13 protein-coding genes are annotated in these 18611 nt (G+C 48.5%); 1 reads left to right on the top strand and 12 read right to left on the bottom strand.

Annotated features, from left to right (window positions below):
• Position 1 precedes the first annotated feature (1 nt).
• Genes iadA through ACJHYR_RS20105 form a run of 3 tightly spaced genes read right to left on the bottom strand, consistent with a single transcriptional unit; the run spans position 2 to position 2328 of the window.
• Complete coding sequence (gene iadA / locus ACJHYR_RS20115) at positions 2–1174, bottom strand: beta-aspartyl-peptidase (RefSeq protein ID WP_000568440.1); 1173 nt, start codon at positions 1172–1174, stop codon at positions 2–4.
• A 12-nt stretch (positions 1175–1186) separates the two neighbouring features.
• On the bottom strand, positions 1187–1648 hold the full coding sequence (locus ACJHYR_RS20110; protein WP_000211958.1) for a YjiG family protein: 462 nt from the start codon (positions 1646–1648) through the stop codon (positions 1187–1189).
• Positions 1645–2328 carry a nucleoside recognition domain-containing protein gene (locus tag ACJHYR_RS20105; protein ID WP_001295597.1) on the bottom strand — a complete coding sequence of 228 codons (684 nt, stop codon included), beginning with the start codon at positions 2326–2328 and terminating at the stop codon, positions 1645–1647. Before ACJHYR_RS20105 ends, ACJHYR_RS20110 begins: the two co-directional genes overlap by 4 nt.
• A 249-nt stretch (positions 2329–2577) precedes the next feature.
• Here ACJHYR_RS20105 and kptA point away from each other — a divergent pair, with 249 nt between their 5' ends.
• A complete protein-coding gene (kptA, locus tag ACJHYR_RS20100; RefSeq protein WP_001151871.1) occupies positions 2578–3162 on the top strand; it encodes an RNA 2'-phosphotransferase in 585 nt (194 codons plus the stop codon).
• 120 nt (positions 3163–3282) lie between these two features.
• Here the strand turns inward: kptA and iatD are convergent, their stop codons facing one another.
• From iatD to mdtM, 9 genes are all read right to left on the bottom strand, one after another.
• A complete protein-coding gene (gene iatD, locus ACJHYR_RS20095; RefSeq protein ID WP_000099602.1) occupies positions 3283–8523 on the bottom strand; it encodes an inverse autotransporter IatD in 5241 nt (1746 codons plus the stop codon).
• 209 nt (positions 8524–8732) lie between these two features.
• Positions 8733–9911 (bottom strand): MFS transporter, encoded by a 1179-nt coding sequence (locus tag ACJHYR_RS20090; protein WP_001089425.1) that lies wholly within the window; start codon positions 9909–9911, stop codon positions 8733–8735.
• Positions 9912–9978: 67 nt separating this feature from the next.
• Complete coding sequence (locus ACJHYR_RS20085) at positions 9979–10821, bottom strand: SdiA-regulated domain-containing protein (protein ID WP_001367691.1); 843 nt, start codon at positions 10819–10821, stop codon at positions 9979–9981.
• A gap of 259 nt (positions 10822–11080) precedes the next feature.
• Complete coding sequence (locus ACJHYR_RS20080) at positions 11081–13207, bottom strand: pentapeptide repeat-containing protein (RefSeq protein WP_072837555.1); 2127 nt, start codon at positions 13205–13207, stop codon at positions 11081–11083.
• Positions 13208–13519: 312 nt separating this feature from the next.
• Entirely contained in the window at positions 13520–13786 is a 267-nt protein-coding gene (locus ACJHYR_RS20075) for a DUF3343 domain-containing protein (protein WP_000657671.1), read from the bottom strand.
• Complete coding sequence (gene yjiL / locus ACJHYR_RS20070; RefSeq protein WP_059328235.1) at positions 13783–14550, bottom strand: putative 2-hydroxyacyl-CoA dehydratase activator YjiL; 768 nt, start codon at positions 14548–14550, stop codon at positions 13783–13785. The genes ACJHYR_RS20075 and yjiL overlap by 4 nt, the downstream gene beginning before the upstream one ends.
• Before the next feature lie 9 nt (positions 14551–14559).
• Positions 14560–15711 (bottom strand): double-cubane-cluster-containing anaerobic reductase, encoded by a 1152-nt coding sequence (locus tag ACJHYR_RS20065; RefSeq protein WP_059328236.1) that lies wholly within the window; start codon positions 15709–15711, stop codon positions 14560–14562.
• A gap of 115 nt (positions 15712–15826) precedes the next feature.
• Positions 15827–17107: a DUF445 domain-containing protein gene (locus ACJHYR_RS20060; protein ID WP_001037383.1), complete on the bottom strand. Its 1281-nt coding sequence runs from the start codon at positions 17105–17107 to the stop codon at positions 15827–15829.
• A gap of 40 nt (positions 17108–17147) precedes the next feature.
• Positions 17148–18380, bottom strand: coding sequence for a multidrug efflux MFS transporter MdtM (gene mdtM / locus ACJHYR_RS20055; protein ID WP_001137017.1), 1233 nt, complete (start codon positions 18378–18380; stop codon positions 17148–17150).
• Between the last annotated feature and the right edge of the window lie 231 nt (positions 18381–18611).

Raw genomic sequence — 18611 nt, 5'->3', positions numbered from 1 at the left:
TTTAAGCCGTTTCAAACGTTCCTTTCACGCAGGCTTTGCCGTCTTTGACCATCAGTTTGCCGCGAGCGTATACCTGCTCAATGCGCAATTCTGGCGTCATGACCAGTAAGTCTGCGTCATTGCCTGGCAGAATTTCGCCTTTCCCGCTCAGGTTAAGGAAACCGGCTACGCTACTGGTGAGCGGGCGCAGGGCATCGCTGATACTGAAATCATAGTCTTTGACCAGCACCTGCACGGTTTCCAGCAACGTTTCAAAACCTGCAACACCGATATGGGTTAAATTCCCTTCGTCATCGAAGAACGGCTGGCTACCGTTGCCGTCGGAGCTGAGGGTGACGCGTGCCAGCGGAATACCGGCCTGAACGGCACGGGCAATACCTTCGGCAGGGGCGACCGGTTCGTCAATGCTGCTGGTGATGTCGATAGTGCCGCCTTTGTGCGCAAACTCCAGCGCCTGCTCAAACAACGGAACGTTGCGGTTAACGTGGGTCGGCAGCAGCTTGCTGATCGGCACATCGCAGTTTTCCAGCAGGTCATAGACAGGCTGTAACGCCTTTTTGCTGTCGCCCATGTGGAACACAGTGACGCCAGGTTTGCCGCCGAGCAAACCGCCAACGCGGGATTCCGCCGCCATATTAGCCAGGTGATAAACGTCAGGTGCGGCAGAACGGTGATCAGAGATGGCGCATTTCACACCAATCACGCGATCGATAATCGCCACGTCTTTTTCCACGGAACCTGTAATGGTGCGGGAAGGGACATGATAAGCGCCGGTCAGCATCCAGGCGCTGATGCCTTCTTCATTGAGCGCACGGGTCTTGGCGAGCAGGGATTCCGGGTGACGAGAGATAGAGTCAGTGCCGAGCAGACCAACCACTGACGTGACGCCCGCTTCCGTCAGACGACTTAACGCCACTTCCGGTGTGCGCGTCGTGGGACCTGCTTCACCGCCACCGCCAATCAAATGAACGTGTTGATCAATAAAACCTGGGCAGAGGATCTGCCCGCTGAGATCGACAACCGTGCAGTCCGGTACAATGTCAGAAGGGATATTACTGGCAACGGCGATAATTTTGCCGTTAGCGACGAGGACATCGCAAACTCCCCGATCTTCCGGCGCATACAAATGCGCTCCCTGCAGCAGGGTAAAACCGGCTGCGGTATAATCAATCATGGTAACTCCTTGTTAAACAATAAGCTGCATAACCCAGATCGACAGCAATGCGTTAATCACGCAGACCGTAATGATATGCGGGTAATATTTGGCATTCACTTCGGCTGTCCCCAGGCAGCGACCGACATTTTGCACCGGGTTGCCCATTAAATACATCGCGGGCAGTAAAACGGTGACATCGTGACCGGTTAATGCGCCAGCGGTTGCCAGACTGGCGGCAACACCGACTGCGCCGCCCATACTCATTAATGCGGCTAAAAGGACGGTTGCCGCTTCACCTGGCAATCCCCACAGCGCCATTACCGGTTCACAGATATGCCCCACCCAGTCGAGCAGGCCGGTAATTTTCAGCGCCTGAATGATGACAAACGCCATCACCACGTTTGGCAGCAGGTTGGTGGTGGCGATAGTAAAGCCACGGCGCGCGTCATCGATAAACATATCCATGACGTTTTTGCGGACCTGAGTTGTCATGCTTGCGCTCCTTGCGTTGGGTTGCGACGTTCTTCGAAGTTAAGCCAGACGCGCAAAATGTTGGCTCCGACAAATTTAAACACCAGGATGACGGCTAAAGGTACGATTACGGATGTGCCCAGAAAGGCAAACACCGCGACGCCGGAAGAGAAGTAGTTGGTGATAATGGCGCTACCGCTGGTTTGATATGCGGCGAAAATCACTTTATCGCGTTCGGTAATTTCACCTTCCTGCGCCAGCTCTTTGGTCATACCGGCGGCGGCATCGGTGTTTTGCAGGTTAGCGATCAGCGCCAGCGAGCAGATCCCTGGAATGCCCAACAACGGTTTTAGCACTGGCGTCATTAACTGCTGCGCGGCGCGTAATCCGCCAAGACCATCAGTAATTGAAATAATCCCCAGAGAGAGAATGACTGACGGTGCCAGCTCCAGCGCAAAGAGAAAGCCATCTTTAGCCCCCGCGCCACCCGCGCCGCGAAACGAGGTGGTGGCTCCGTTCGCACCAGGCAGTTGCCCAAACGACCCGTTCAGCACGGAAAAATCAAAAACGCGCCACCAACTGTCTGTCCCGGAAAAAACACCGGAAAAAAAGATTATGGTGAGAAAAAAAGCAAGATACCCTTTAATGCCCACTTTTTCTGTCGCCAGCTCCCCGGCTACAGCATCCCCTTGTTGTGTCATAACAATCCCCATTGTTTTTTTGTGTTTGTGTGTTGCTTGAGCCAGGAAAATTCCTGGAGCCGAAAAACCTTATCAGCCATGTGGGTATGGGGAAAATGCAAGTATGTTTCTGGCTATGCGTTTTTTGCATAGCGGAAAAATTACGCTGTGTGGAAAAGGTTCTGCGCAGGATGGAGTTGCAGTAAATTCATAAACCCAGTGACAATGACATCAGTAAATTAAAACAGAAAATCCAGGGACGAAAATGAGATGGCAAAGTACAACGAAAAAGAGCTGGCGGATACGAGCAAGTTTTTAAGTTATGTCCTCCGACACAAACCGGAGGCGATTGGTATCGTACTGGACCGTGAAGGATGGGCGGATATCGATAAGCTCATACTTTGTGCCCAAAAAGCGGGCAAGCGGTTAACCCGTGCATTGCTGGATACCGTTGTCGCCACCAGCGATAAAAAGCGTTTTAGTTACTCCAGTGATGGTAGGTGCATTCGCGCGGTTCAGGGGCATTCGACTTCGCAGGTCGCCATTTCCTTTGCCGAAAAAACACCGCCACAGTTTCTTTACCACGGTACGGCAAGCCGTTTCCTTGACGAGATAAAAAAACAGGGGCTGATTGCAGGGGAGCGTCATTACGTGCATCTCTCTGCTGATGAAGCAACGGCACGCAAAGTGGGAGCAAGACACGGATCGCCGGTTATCTTAACCGTCAAAGCACAGGAAATGGCGAAACGAGGCATCCCTTTCTGGCAAGCGGAAAACGGGGTCTGGCTGACAACAACGGTTGCTGTTGAGTTTCTTGAGTGGCCGTTCATGCCGGCAGGGAAACAAAAACAATAAATTCAAGATATTGCAGGGGTTATATAGGCCTGATAAGCGCAGCGGATCAGGCAATGTAGCGTTTGTTATCAGTCGGAAAGGATACCCTCGCACAAGGGTATCCTTAATAACCTGCTGAAATTAAAGTGATTTGCGGCAGGCGGTCAGTTGGGGGCTGGAATCAGCGTCGCTTCCGGTCATACCCGTTAGCATCTGCACATAGTAGTGCCGATTGTAATCATCAGATTCACTTGTCCAGTAAGCTCCTTGTGTAAATTGCGAATTACTGGAAAACGCTCCAACGTTCCCCCATTCACCATACAGTGATCCCTGCGTGCGTTTGTTTTCGCCAGACGTCAAATGTGTGATGCCAGGAAGAGTATATCCATCATTTTTCGCATGACAGAGCGCATTGGCAGCTAGCCAGATATTGGTATGATTTCCATTATTCACCCACCAGCCTTTCAGCTTAATTAAGGTCTGGTAGGTTGTACCTCCTTGTCGGGGAACAGCACTTATTGTGACTGACGTTTGATCGCCGATATTTGAGAAAGAAACTTTACCTGACGCATCGACAGACACCCAACTCTGTGAACTTGAAAACATATAATCATCAACGGTTTTACCCGCTTCAAAGTTATCATTGTTGAGTGTGTAATACGCTCCTGCAAAACCTTCGCTCGGGAATTTAGCCGTGGAGAAGGTATGGTTGTTTGCAGTGACATGACCGGACATTTCTTTTATCGAGTGGATGAGATCCAGCGATACGCTTAATTTTGCCTGATGAACCCCGTTCAGCATGGGAATGAGGGTCGCTGTTCCCTCTTTTCCGCCAGTGACAGTCACAGTGTACTCGCCATAATTTCTTTGGCTGTAATCAATATCGCTCAACTTGAGAAAGTTCACGAAGGGGCCTGACTGGACAAATTCCAGATGATCAGACGTCACTATCGGGTTACCGTACTTGTCTTGCAATGTTAGCGTAAGTTTTGCGCTCTGCTGGTAGTCAGCCTTCAAAGTGTCAACGTCGGATTTCAAAATTGACTTACTTTCATCGGCCGTGCCGGCAACCAATGTAATGGTTGCGGATTGGTTGGCTGTACCAGGAACTTGCACATTGACTGTTAAAGTTTCTGCCAATGTACTGGTTATTGTCGCCGTGACTTGCCCGGACTGATCGGTACGCGTAGTTGGAATATTAACTACCGGGCTGCCTTTGGTGTCTAAGGCATAACTAACATCGACACCTTCAACCGGGAATCCGTAATCATCTTCTACTCGTGAAGTGATGGTGCTGTTATCAACGCCGTCGGCGGTTATGGTGTCAGGAGAGGCCACGACGCTCACAACATGTGCCGTTTTAGCATCTGCCTTAACCGCAACCGTTACCTGTCTCTGAACGGGAACATCTTTGCCCATTGTGGCCGTAACGGTATAGACATTCACTTTGTCACTGGTCAGCGTCACTTTGGCCTGACCATACTGGTCAGTAAGGACTTCCCCTGTATTGCTTAGCGTTGCACCTTCAGGCGTTACGCTAAAGGTGATAATTTGCCCAGGCATTAATTCATCCCGAGCATTTCTCGCCGTTGCGGTAAGCGTAATACCTTCACTGTTATGGACCGTGGTTTCTGGCTTCGATGATGTTAACTCGAGCTTGCCATTTGCCACATTCACGTCAACCTTACTACTACTGTTATTGTCCAGCGTTGCCGTCACCTGATAAACCCCAGACTGGGTGCTAATAAGGTTAACGTACGCATAACCGTTATTATCGGTGTAAGCCGTATCGCCTATCGTAATGTGAGCTGTTGGCTGCGCACTTAATCTGACGCGTTGACCCGCTATTACATTGTTAAACGCGTCCTGGACGAGTATCCGTAGCGTGATGTTTTCACCAACCGTTATCGTTTTTTCGGCTCCGGTTATACTTATAACCTTCGCCGAACTTTCATCCGGGAGCACTGATAAACTAAACGTTTTATTATCGGAGGGTTGCGTTTTCCGGCTCACCACGACGTTATGTTGTCCGGCAATATTGCTGGTCATTGTTACCGTCGCCTGACCCAGCGTATTGGTGGTGACTTCTGTTCCGCTTAGAGTGACATCGTTACTCTGGAAAGTGACCAGCTGGTCTTTAAGCGGATTTTGGTAAGCGTCCAGGATCGTTGCCGTCAGGGTACTCCCCGTATTGTTACCCGCAACAATGGTATTTAATAAGGCAATCAGCGGCTGGAGCTGCGCGCTGTTTGTATCCCCAATAAAAGTGACTTGCTGATGAGCAACGGTATTATTTCTGGTCAGCGTCGCCGTAACTGTAAACTCACCCGCTTCTGTGCCTCGCAATGTGACCACGGCATCGCCGTTTGCATCGGTGCGGGCGGTTTCACTACTTAGCGTGAAGTTTCCGGTCATGGAGGCTGGCAAGGTAAATTTCACATCCTCATCCGGCAACGGGTGTCCATACACATCTTTCACACTGGCTGTCAGGATAACGGTATTTGTATTGTTAGCGATCGCACTGCCTGACCCGGCATTTAAGGTCATTACCGATTGTTCCCTGTTTGGGACCACGGTGATCGTGACCGACTGGTGAATATTTTTATCCGCCTCAAGCGAGGCATCGACGGAATAGCTACCAGCTTTTGAACTGGTCAGGTGCACTCGCACAATACCGGACTGGTCTGTGGTGGCGGTCGTGTTGTCCAGTTGCGAGCCACCTGGTGCCACAAAATTCACTTTCATATCTTTTAATGGATTGTTATGAAAGTCTGTGACGGTGGCGGTCAGAGTACTGCCCTGGCTGTTTCCAGCAATAATGGTATCTGGATCGGCAACCAGTTGTTTGAATTTTGGCGTACTCGAATCGCTAACGAATTTCGCAATTATCCGTTGTGAGAAACCATTTGGCAGCGTGGCACTAATCGTATTTTCTTCAGCAACCTGACTTACCATGTTGATTGTGGCAACACCGTATGCATCCGTTTTTTGCTGCGGCGGTTCGACAAATTCCGCGCTTCCTTTTTCATTCTTAAAGGTGACCTGATGATTTGTCAGGGGATTATCACTCTCATCAGTGACGTTGATAGTGAGGGTATTAAATGTCTTTTTATCGGCGTAAACGTCATTATTCGTCGCTGATAATGTGGCGACGCGAGCCTTATTCTGGTTAGCCTCAATGTTATAAATATGCGATTGCAGTGGAGCATTCCAGTTGTGAAGGCTAAGTTGTGCCCTTAGTGCTGTTCCTTGCTTATGGGCCGGATAATTCGCGGCATAAACGCCCGGCTGCTCTTCGTTCCAGACAATCGTGGCTCCAGGTTTGCTGTTTTCGACAGTAACGGCTTTTACCAATTCTTCTTTTTGATAAGCAACCGGTTGATTGCTGTCGTCTTTCAGTTCCACCCTAACCTTGATGTCGTCTCCGGCATAATACGATACGTTATCTATTGTTATTGAAGAATGGTCGCGGGATGAGACAACAGGGACGATATTAACGACGATGGATTCTTTTACCGCACTCTCACCGTTAATTTGCGGCGTCAGTGTTACTGAACCTGATGTCGTTCCGGCGGTCAGCATCTGTGTGTAACTACCATCACCGTTATCTGTCCAGTCAGACAGGGTGATATCCTGAACGCCTTCACTGCGAGTTTGCAGCGCCAGCCCCGGCACCGGAGTTCCGTCGGAATCGTGCGCAGTAACGGTCAATGTGGTCGTCGATTTTTTATCTGCAGCTACGGTTAGCGGATTAACGGATAACAGAGAATCTTTCTGGCTTAATGTCGGAGCCTGAATGACGACCATGCTTTGTTCATGACGTGACAGGTTACCTTTTACATCCTCGGCGGTAACGTCTATCGACCATGTATTATCGGTTTCTGGAGTGTTAGTGAAGCGGTAACCTGGCAGCGTGACCGTGATATCTTTTCCAGACGTGCTGACTTTACCTCCGGCAGCTTCCAGCGCAGCGGCTTCGATGTTATAGCCTTTCAGGGCATATTTGGTCTGTATCGAGGAAACCAGCGGTTTTATTTCTCCAGACTTTCCTTTCACCGGATCCAGCAGACTCAGGCGAATCAGCTCTTTCTTGCGATATTCCAGAACGATATTGTTGTTGCGATCAATCAGGTCATAACGACTACCGGCCAGACTGCGCCGTCCGGCCACTTCGTCCGGGTTAAGCTGTTTCTGCATTGAGCTGCTGGGTTGCCAGGTCAGATCAACGGCAAAACGTGTGTCATTTTCACCTTGCTTCCCCTGACGCTGTTCTGCACTGAGAGTCAGAAGCGGGAAGGGGGTATAGTTGAGGCCCGCGGTAATAGCATGGGGATTACTTTGGCGATCATTCTTGTCAAACAGCGCCACTTCATCACCATAGTATTGTTCATAGACCAGTTTTCCACCCAGTTGTGGCCAGGCTGGTAACCAGCCTTCCGCGCGTAAATCCCAGCCGTTGGCCGGGCGGGCTTCGTAGTCATTATCCAATTCCGGTGCGCTACGCCAGCCGGTCAGGCCGATATAAGCGTTGCTGCTCAACTTCAGATAATCACGCCAGTATTCTGCGCCAAGCCCCGCGCGGGAGTGATAGCGGCTCAGGTCGTGGTCAAAAAACAGGTTGATGCCTGACATCCAGCTGGGGGTGAAATGACGCCAGCCCAAACCGGTGTTGATCTGGGTACGGTCGTCTGTTCGGTGAAGGGTATGCTGGCTGAAGAGCAGATAATCGGGTGTGTCATACCACGGATGCAGGAAGTCGAATTGCGAATTTTTCAGGCTGAAATCTTCATCCACACCCAGAGAGATTTTCGCAGTGCCAAAGTTATTTAACCAATCAGTCATCGCGCCTGAGGCTTCTGAAGACGCCCAACCACGCGCCATGCCGCTGGCCTGCTCACTATTCATATCTTGTGAAAGCAGAGTGCCAACTCGCTGCGAAGTGCTGGCTATTTGATTCTCCAGCGTGTTTTCGCCATTCGCAGGCGGTACGGCATTTTGTTGCTCATGACTTTTCTGCGAGGTTGTTGTCGGAACATCCAGTTCCTCACCCTGGCGCACGTTATCAAAGCCGCGAGCAAAAGTACGGAACTGATTAAGACGACGAAGCTCCTCCAGTGAAATACCGAATCGATCAGCAACGCTTTGCGCTGATTCCAGCGCTCCAAGCGTGTAAGGCACAGTATTATTTTCTATTAGAGGGGGGGCAGATGAAACTGTCGTCTGAGGTTTAGCGTGTACCACATTTTGTGCCGTCGCCATGACGGGGGAAAAAATTTGTGTAAATAAACAAACTCCGGCGGTCAGGCGGCGTATTTTGTCACCCAGACCACATAAAGAATTTTGAATATTATTTTTTATTTGATGCGCATTTGTTGAAGACATAGTGACCTTCCGTGAAAAAACAGAATTAAACTTGTTTTTCTAGCACGGAGATATAATGCGATCCTGACTATAATATGACCAGAAATAATGAATTAGCCGTGGAATTGCTAAACCAGGATTAATAACGGCGGTGGCTGAGTACCTCCAAAGAAAAAAGATGTTTTAATTATTTTACGTGATGTACTGAAAAGTTAAATTCGTTAAATTACTTAAGAATAATTCGTATGCAATTTGAATATTTGCATCCCGCAGATTAATGCTGCGATAAATAGCGCCGCTGCGCCGCAGAGCGTGGCACTGGCGAGGGCCGACGTTCCGTTGCCGAGCATACTGGTCAGTGCCGGGCCAAGAATTTGCCCGATACCATAAATCAGTGTCACAAAGCCCAAAAGGTTAAGATTTCCCGGCACGCTAAGCTGGCGGGCGATGGTCATCACCAGCGAGGTCGTCCCCATAAAGGTGCCGCCAAAACCAATACTGCTGATGATGAGTAATAAAGGAGAGCTGCTGGCGAGAGTTAACAGCACGCAGATCGCCTGCACCAGCAAATTCGCGGTCAGGCAAGGTAATGCTCCCCACCGTTTGGCTGCCCACAGCCAGCCAAAGCAACCAGGGACAATTGACAAGCCAACCAGTGTCCAAAGGTGAGCCGTCAGCACAGGCTGGCCCGCGTCTTTCGCCATGAGCGGCAGGTAGGTGGCGACGATGATATAACCAAAACCCGCCAGACCATACAAAATCGCCAGTAACCACCAGCTCATGGGTTGTTGCGCGATTTTTGCCAATGGCGCTGGCGCGATAACGTGTTTATTCGACGGGATGAGCAGCGCCAGAGCAAGCAATATAATGGCAGAAAGTGCTCCGGCACCTTGCCACAACGTTTGTGAAGAGAGGGCAAAATGCAGGCCTGCCAGCACATATTCATTGCCCAGAGCGATGCCGACGCCAACACCAGAAAATAGCGCCGCAAGGACAAAAGGATGGCGGGTATGTTGCATGATGAGCGTTGAGCCGAAAATCAACATCCCGGCGCTGGCGACTCCCGCCAGAAAGCGAATGATGAAAACCAGAAGAAACGGCGGTAGCCACGCCATCGCGAGGATTAATAATCCGGTTGCGAGGGCGGAAGCTAACAGGAACGGGCGCAGGCGTGAGGGTAAATGAAACGCGCCGAATGAAAACAGCAGGCTCCCCGCCAGATATCCGGCATAGTTACCGCTGGCGATCCATGAGAGTTCGCTAAAGGAAAATTCGCCTTCCGCCAGCATGACTGGCAGCATCGGCGTATAGAGAAAGCGGCCTAAACCCATACCTAAGGTCAGAACCAGCATCCCGAATAACGCGGTGCTGAAAGAAAAACGTTCTCCGGGATGCGATGTCGAATTCATGTTCTGCCTGGTTTGTATTATTTTGAGTTAACAAGTTAATAACAAAAAAGGAGAACCTGCCAGACTGTTATCGTGATTTTGTCGACGTAAAGCGATAAAAAAGATTGGGTTCGCCAACGATATAGATGTTGCCACTGGCATCCATCGCTATCCCTTCCGCCTGCTTGATGTTGTGTGAAAGGCCATACCTGCCTTTGGTTAACGACATTTCGCCGATCACGTCACCTGTCACGGTCACTTCCTGCAGGGCGCGTGACTCATGTGACAACACCAGCAACGTATTTTTTTGTGGGTTAAATTCCGCGCCAGAAACATCATCCAAAGTAAACTGACGCTGCAACGCTTTATCTTTGCTGATATGCAACTCATCGCTACGCAATAGCCCGGTTACTTTGTAGACCTCTATCGGATTTTTCTCTTTAAAAAACCAGAAGGTATGGTCCTGAGAGGAGTAAGCCAGCCCTTCAAAGCCACAGTTAGTTGGTGTTTCCTGCAATGGGATTTTAATTTTTTTGAGGATGCTCACTTCCGAGTCAGCGTTAAGTGAAATCACATAAATGGCATAATCACGTTCATCACTGATGACAAATTTATTATCACCAATGTATTCAATCGTCTCGAGATCCTTAACAAAATCGAGCGGAATGGTGCGGATCAGGTTACCCTCGGTCGTCATTTCAACGATGGTTGCAGGTTTGTTGATAGTGCTAAACAAGGTATTGCTCTGCGCAGACCAGGTCAGTGAGGAGATATTTTTAGTTACTCCTGTAATCTCTTTACCATCGATAGTGGCCTGATAATTCTGAAACCCTGAGACATGCTGGCTTTTACGGACGCAGGATTGCACAAAAAACAGGCTCACCGCCACGATGGCGCAAAGAAAAACGATAAAGGTGATGCGCTTTTTCAACTTGTTGCTCCTTATTATTGCTTTTTTTCTCGTCAAATTCAGTGCGACAGATAAGGAGTATACGGATGAAGCTTAATGAATTCTTAACGCGGGCGATGAAATAGTAAACGCCGCAGGGGAGTTGCGGCGTTTGTCTCTGGATGGCGGAACATTTTCAGCTTACATCGACTGATAAATGCGCCTCATCCATGAATGATAGATGAGGCGGTTAGCAATTTATATCCTCTGCCATACTCACTCTGTTTGGGTGATTATTGAACTATTCGTCAACTATATACGTTGGCTGATAAGACGTTAAACCCGGAATGGAAAAATTGCTATTCACTTCTTTCTTTAAACGGGCTTCATTAAAACTGGTACTGTCCTGTTGCTCAGTACTGTTCTTGGCTTGTTTATCGGTACTGTTCTTGGCTTGTTTATCGGTACTGTCATTGGCTTGTTTCTCGATACTGTCACTGGCTTGTTTCTCGATACTGTCATTGGTTTGTTTCTCGGTACTGTCATTGGCTTGTTTCTCGATACTGTCATTGGCTTGTTTCTCGGTACTGTCATTGGCTTTTTTATCGATATTATCATTGTAAATATATGCATTCTTAAGAGAAACATTATTCACTTTGGCATTGAAAAAACAGGCATTTTTAAAAATCGTATCTATAAATATCGTATTGAACAACCATGCATGGTTAAATAGAATATTCGAACCTTCTGTACCAGTGAAATTAGTATTGTCAAATTTTGCAGCCGAAAAGTTTGTATTAAAGAGTTTGCATTTTGTTAAATTAGCGTTAGTAAAATTGGTATACATGCAGCTAATATTAGTAAGATCTTTGTCTGAAAGATTTTTCTCTGATAGATTGGAATAATCAAATACTGCTCCAATAATTAATGACGGAAAGAAAATCACTTTTGTGAAATCTATGTGTGCAAGATAAGCGTTACTAAGGTCACTTCCAGTAAAATTAACGCCAGTGAGAACTTTTCCGCTGAAGTTACTGTTCCGTAGATTTGCATTTGTAAAATTTATATTAAGCAAGTGGCGAACTTTACGAAAATCGATTTTTTCTAATGAGGCGTCAATAAAGGTTGCATAACGGAGATCACAATCGGTAAAATCCACGCCTTCACAGATCGTACCGGTGAAATCCGCATTTCTAAGAATGCTGCCATTAAAATTGACATTCCTTAGAACCATATTAGACAAGTCTATGCCGGTTAAATCCATTCCCGCTAAATTCAACCCTTCTATACACCGTTGACCCGATTCATCTTCAGGGATAGCAGTGCTAATAGTATTGATGACAACATCACCTATCTTGAAGGTCATTGTAATTCCTGCATCAGAGATAGAGACTTTTCGCGTAAGACGTTCACTGTTATCTCCAGTGATACTCTTCTGAGCAACGTAAAAGCGCTCGCATGTATGACAAAATCTTTTCCAGCTCTCATTTGGGGGCAGATTATTGTCCGGGAGGAAATTAGCAATGCTATAAAGATCGTTCAGGACGCTACTTCTTATTTCAGGAGAGGCGCACTCAATAATTTCAGAGGTGGATATTGTATTTTTAATTTTATCTCTATTATCCGTGAGATTCCGTGATTCTGCTATATTTGGCTGCTGCTGGTTTTCTTTGTAGTATTGCAGCACATTTTCCCATTGTAGGTTTGTGAACGAGAAAGTTTCAGTCTCGTTATTGTTATCCCGTATGGTTAATTGATTTTCTACTGGGTCAAAAGCAATCATGAAATTATTCAGGTGTTGATATTGATGAGTGGCATCTAATTTCACTTCAAATGAATTTGAACTTTTGCAGGCATGTTTTAAAAACTTATCACAGGGAAGGTGTTGATCTTTATCTACGTGTTGTGGGTCATTGTGCAAAACAGAGAAAATACTCTCTTTCAAATTGTTCTTGTCAATATAGATTGGTAGTTGCGCTTTTTGTTCCATTATTTTAATAAACTGCTGCAATTGCTCTGTTTTAACATTGCAGTGATGACTTATATCTTTATCTTTATCTTTATGTTTAACAGTTAATACGCTTTCATTATCATCTTGTCGATTAAATATTATTTTTAGATCGTCAATTTCAAACTCATGTAAACCATTTCTTTTGGTATTGGCGATGATTTGTTCTGTTGTTGATGAATATCGATTTAAGGTTAATTCGAGATTGTCGGGATTAGAGATAAGGTGAATAAAAACATTTAGTACACGCTTAATCAAACCATCATTCAAATGATTTATATCATAATTAATTTGTTTTTGTATGGTTTCAATTTCCGTGTTAATATCAAATGGTTGGTTGTTTATTTCATGGCAAGCTTTTAGTCCCGAATACATGCCGAGTGTTGGGAAAATATCCTGGTATATGTTTAGGAAGCCCATATTTTTATCCTTGAATTGTGAAATATTCTTCTAAATCTAAAATAATCAGGGGGATGGGTAAAGATAAGCTTCGCACAGAAACTTATCTTTTATCATTATCTCACCCGGTAATCATTTTATTTCTCTATGCATAATTATGGGTTTAAGTATAATAAAATGTATAATGTATTTTAGACGTAAAATAGTAAGGTGCTATCAAAAATCGCTCATTTTGTGGATGGGAAATATTTCACGGCAGACGAGATATTTAATACAACTTCCTTCATGCAGGATTATGCGCAGCCAATTATCCGCGCGTTATATTTAAAGGTCTTATTGCCTGGTTGACGCTTCTGAATCGTAATGCACCACGCACTGCCAGTCGCTGCCCTGCTGGCAATATATCGCTTCGGTCTGCCCAGGGATCACCCATTGTATTTCCTCGCCGGGCAGACAGGTCAGCCAAATGCATAACCCGCAGCCGCCGCGTAAATCACGGGGAATATCGCTGACGCGAAAAGTCATGCCCGCTGCCTGCAACGCCTTGCGGGTTTGTATCACGCCGACCGTGGAGTGAAATAAAAATAAAAACTCTTTCATCGGCGTGTCCTCACTCGTTGACCAATTACCGCCGCGCCAATTGCGCCAGCAAATTGCGCATCAAGATGGGTATTTACCGGCATTCCCAGGTGAGTTTCCAACATCCGGGCAAACGCCTGGCAATGACTAACGCCACCAGTAAACAGAATCGGCGCTTCACAGGAGAGACGAGCAATGAAATTGGCACTCCGCCGCGCCATCGCGTTAATCACTCCAGCGAGAATCGCTTCTGGCGCGACGCCCGCTGAGCGCAAGCTGATCACTTCTGATTCGGCAAACACCGTACACATACTCGTGATGGCGTGCGGCGTGACATTTTCGGTAATACTGTCGAGTTGCTCGACGCTGGTGCCAAGCGTGCGCGAGATCACCTCCAGGAAACGCCCGGTGCCCGCCGCGCATTTGTCATTCATCAGGAAATCGCACAGGTTACCGTCATCATCAAGCTGAATCACTTTGCTGTCCTGACCACCGATGTCGATTACTGCGCGCGTTGCTGGCGCAAGAAACCGTGCGCCCAGCCCATGACAGGAGATTTCCGTCACCTGTTTATCGGCAAAATCCACCAGTTGCCGCCCGTAGCCGGTGAGCGTCAGAAACGGCGTTGTCTCTAACCCTTCGCGCAGAGTTTCCCAGGCTTCAGTAATTGCTGTTGCCGGGCGAAAGGGGGTTGGAACGAGGAAACGGCGCGTAATCACGCCGTCTGCCAGTAAGATCCCTTTGGTGGCGGTAGAACCAGAATCAATGCCAATCGAATATGTCACTGCCACTCCTTACAGCATCTCAATAAAGGCCGCGACACGGGTACTGAGCTGCCCGACATCTGAGGTGGAGTAGTCTGTTTCAATAGCGATATAAGGAATGTTGTGCTGCTGACGCACATGACGTTTAATCGCCAGCGATTCCACCGCGTAGGTATGGCACGCCTGCAAAATCACATCAACTACGCCATCGACCTGATATTCTTCCACCATCTGGCTGAGCATTTGCAGGCGCTGATCGTTCGGCGAAACACAGGAGCAGCCAATCGCCAGATATTTATCCGCCAGCGCGTCGTAGACATCGCCCGTTTCTGCCACGCATTGCTCGGTCGCTTTCGCCCCGGTGCAGTTTTCATAACCGACAACCCAGCCGCCATTCTCTTCAATCGCGCGCGCTACTTTCTCTGCTGCGCCGCCAATTGGGCAGCCGGTGATTAAAATGCGTGGACGCGGGTCCAGTCGCTGGCCTTCTTCCCACTGCTGACGAACGCGGGCGGTCATTGCATCCAGTTCATTGATCAACGCTTCTTTGTCAAAACGGAAGGTTGCGCCGTAGACCACTTTCAGAATGTCGCTGCCGCTAAGCGCCGGAGGATTTAACTGCCCAAGATGATAAAAATTGGCCAGTGCGCGACGTTCGCGGTTTTTCAGCGCAATGGCATCGCGCAGAGCATCTTCGCTAATCTCGTGCCCAAAACGTTCTTCTACCGTTTTTTGCAAGCGCAGCATTTCTGCTTTCCATAACGCGCGTGAGGCATCGTCCTCAACGCTGTTTGGCAACTGCATCACATGAACGGGCTTAAACTCCGCCATGTATTCATACATTTTCTTTTTGCCGTCGCAGGTGGTTTCACCGACCACCAGATCAGAAAAGTAGAAGTAGGGGCATTTATCGGTTTTGCCGAAGCCGTAGCTGCTTTTAATCAGCGGGCAGAGGTTGCGCGGCAGATCTTTCTCGGCTTCTTCAATGGTTTCATCAGAGGTGGAACAGAGCGAAACCACAACTGCACCGGCTGCCATCGGGATCTCTTGCGGCATAAAGGTGCAGTAGGTGCCAACCAACGGAATGCCGCGCTCCTTGAGATCCATGACGGTGAGAAAGCCTTTCTGGCGAGCTTCAGAGAACTGATCAAAAATGGCGGGTAGATCGGTGACAAGTGACATGATTTTCCTTCCCCGTACCACGGGAGATAATGAAAAGAGGCCACATTATTACCATTCTTTTAGTGTGGTTTATTTGATCTCTCTCGCGGTTAGCCACTTAGTTTTTCATGGATTTCTAAAAATTGCCGAGGGGGAACAAGGCCGGGAGCTGCGAAAGCAAATACAAAATTAGCCCAATACAACCGCCAACCAGCGTACCGTTGACACGGATAAACTGCAGATCTTTGCCGATATTTAACTCGATTTGCCGCGACATATCCTGCGCATCCCAGCTTTTTACCGTATCGCTGATATGTCGCGTCAGGAATGCGGAAAACTCAGGCGCGACGCGGTGCGCGGCTTGTTCCAGATGACCATTTAACGACGCCCGCAAGGCATCATCGGCAATTAACGTTTCGCCAAACCATTGCCCCGCCCGCGCGATACGTTCTTTCACGCGAGAATCTTCACTGTTGATGTCCGCTTTCAGCCATTCCCGCAAATCCCCCCACAATTCACTGAGATAGCGGTTAAAAGCTTCGTCTTCTTTCAGATAGCTTTTTACGACATCGGCTCGCGCTGCCATTTCAGGATCGTTTTTCAGCTTGTCGATCAGGGCAAAAGTGGCGCGATCAAACGCATGGCGGATCTGATGCGCACGATCGCGACTAATATCATCAAGCAAAGAATTCACCGCGTCAGAAACTAACTCCGCGCTATGTTCGCCCAGCCATTCAGTGGGCAAAATTTTGGCTTTTAGCGGATGCTCGCTCTCCAGCCAGCGAACAATTTGCTGGGCGATAAACTTGCGCGATTTATCGCGCTGGAGCAGGGCGATCAACTGTGCGATCAGCGTATCGAGCAGCACCTGATGACGATCGTTTTTGGTCATACTCTCCAGCATCAACGCACTGGTGCCAGAAAGATCAACCTTATCAATCGCCCGGTGGACCGCGCGCTTAAGCAGGCGCTGAATACGCGCATCATCGGTCAGTTCAAGAAAACCACTCATGATCTGCAACAGATGCTGACCAACGCGGCGGGCGTTTTCTGGCTGACTAAACCAGTTGCCAATCAACAACGCCGGTTCGTGACGTCGAATCAATGCCACCAGCGATTGGGTATCGAGAAATTTTTCCTGCACGAACTGACCGAGATTTTCGCCAATCCGGTCTTTATTACGCGGGATAATCGCTGTATGACGAGAAATGATCGGAATCGGCACGCGGCGAAACAGCGCCACCACCGCAAACCAGTCCGCCAGCGCGCCGACCATCGCCGCTTCAGCAATCGCCTTCACGCCGCTCACCCAAAAATTGGGCGGCAAAAACAGCGTAACGACAAAGGTAGCAGCGGCGATAAGCAGTAAAGAGAGCGCCAACATTTTGGCGCGTCTGAGTTCAATGAGTTTATTCATAACGTTAAGAATAGAGCCTGACGGTAGGATCGCGCAAAAATCACCGCTCCTCCGCCAGCTCGGCAGCCTGATGTTGGCGCACGCGATTAAGCAATCCGGCCAGGGTGAAAACGACGATAACGCCTGCCACAACGGCTAACAGATGAAACTGCAAGCGACCGCCGTTAAACCACAGCCAGCGGCCGATTTCGACCGAGACAGACATCACCATCAGGATCACCATATTCAGCGATGCGGAGACGGTCCCTTTCGGTAAGTTATTGGAAAACAGCGTAAAGCGGAATAAGGTCGGGAAGATCAAACCAATCCCGAAAGCATACAGACTGGTGCCCAGCACCGACCACAGCCAGACGTGCGGTGACAGCAGATTGCCGATAATCAACAGCGCGAGGCCGACCAGTTGAATGGGTACGGCACGCCAGATAAAGCGCGGTTCGGTCGGATCTTTAACGAAACGCGCCACGATGGCATTCGCGACAATCACCGCGCCGAACACCGGAACCTGTGTCCAGGCGAACTGCGAAGTTGTTAAGCCGCCTGCGTCAATCAGGATCACCGGCGAGACAGCCACCCAACTCATCATTGGGATATAGCTTAAAGAGATGGTTGCTGCGCCAAAGAGGAACAGCCGATTGCAAAAGACATTACGAAAATCGCGCAAGACGCTTTTGGCGCTAAATGGAACCGCGCCGCGCTTCACCGTCTCTGGCATCGCCAGCAGTAAGCCAACAAATGAGATAAAACCCATAACCGCAATGATGGCAAAAAGGACTTTCCAGTGCACAAAGTGCATCAGAGCTGCGCCGGAAAGCGGGCCGATAATCGGCGCAATCAGTACGATGGAGGTGATAATCGCCATCAACTTGATCCCTTTTGTCTGTCCGAACGCCTCCTGCACCGTGACATAACCAACGGTGGCAATAAAACAGATACTGGTGCCCTGAATTGCACGCGCGATAAGAAATTGTGTCATTGACGTGGTGAACATTGTCGCGGCGCAGGCAAGGGTAAAAATTAACGCCCCGGTAATCAGCACCGGCCTGCGGCCAATTCTGTCGGAAAGCGGCCCCAGCAGCCACTGTAACGCCATACCGCCAGCAAGATAGAGACTGACGGCAGCAGGGGCCAGACTGACATCGGCATTAAAATCACGGACCACATTAATGATCCCTGGCTGGATCAGATCCGTCGACAGATACGCAGCAAAGTCATACAAAATCAACGCCATCGGGAAAAACAGCGTGGCGGCATGGCGGGCAAAAAAACGTGGCATAACAAACAACTCCTTGTCCGGAGAACCCCAATGGGGAAAACGAAATTCAATACCGTCGGTAATGACGAAAGGCAGGCGAGAAGGACAAATGTACTGAATTTCATGTAATCAACCACACTGCCTGTGAACACACAGACAGAGAAATACCTTCTGACTCCAGGTCAGAATGTATAACGATTACAAATAGTCATCAGCACATTACACCTCTTGAATTGATGGGTTGCATAGAAA

It is taken from the genome of Escherichia sp. WS1450, from assembly GCF_046487395.1.
Lineage (GTDB): Bacteria > Pseudomonadota > Gammaproteobacteria > Enterobacterales > Enterobacteriaceae > Escherichia > Escherichia coli.
Note: the sequence above shows the minus strand (reverse complement) of the source record. Positions and strands in the feature narration are given on the sequence as shown.